This window comes from Pseudomonas sp. 1176_21 (assembly GCF_052850635.1).
On the sequence record NZ_VXCV01000038.1, the window covers coordinates 1 to 881 of the forward strand.

1 protein-coding gene is annotated in these 881 nt (G+C 53.2%); it reads right to left on the minus strand.

Going from position 1 to position 881, the window contains the following annotated elements; genetic code table 11:
* Positions 1–269: 269 nt before the first annotated feature.
* On the minus strand, positions 270–881 hold a 612-nt coding region (locus FW760_RS26005), incomplete at its 5' end, for a hypothetical protein (RefSeq protein ID WP_446444115.1).

Below are 881 nucleotides of genomic sequence, written 5' to 3' on the forward strand. Positions count from 1 at the left end.
AGGTGTAGAGCGTGTAGAACCCCCGCGCCCAACCCGCTAACCTTGCGAGCTCGCAGGCAATCCAGCGAACGGTCCTAAAGCACTGCTACTGCGCCACCCGAACATCAGATGGCAGCTCCACTCAAAAAGGGAGGGTGTTGCAACGGCAATCACCCTCCTCTGTTCAACGCATGCACTACTTAAAAATGCTGACGACGCGAGAGCTGAACTAGGGTCCCTTGAGTTCTGTACAGCACCCAAGCTCCCCGTTGCGCTGCCAGGGGAAAAGGTCAGTCTTCGTTTTTTGCTTCGCTCACCGCCCATACGCTTCCTTCGATTACCGCCACACTAGTTGACCTTCCTGGACGTAGCAGCCATGCGTACCATTTAGAGGGGTCGCCACGGCGAGGTTCGTAGTCGATCCAGCGCCGTAGTACCCCCCCTGGAAACCGCTTCGGTCCTGTATTCACCCCCCCAACCATTTGGTTGTATCTATCGATTATTAACTCGCGCTGAGATTGAACGTCTTCCTCACTTTCGTCCCCCGGAATGTCCTCCAGCGCGGCTATTACCCAGTCGGGATAAGGGGGCTCACCGTATACGCGGAGCAACCCGACAGGAAAACCTGAATTATTTGTAAATTTGAATCGAAGAAGTTTTGGATCTTCAAGCTGCGCTTGGTAGGACTCGGCGGTCGTCGCTATAAACTTTCCGCCGGGGTAGAGATTGAAGTCATAAGTAGTTTGGGGCGATGTTAATGCGGATTTTGTACCCGAGGCGGGGTCGCCGAACTTTTGGTAGTGGAAATAATTGATCTTACCTTCCATTTCGTTTTGGAGTTGTACGCTGAAGGATGTTGCACTCATGATCGATGCTCCCAGGAAAGGCACTCGGCTATGTGC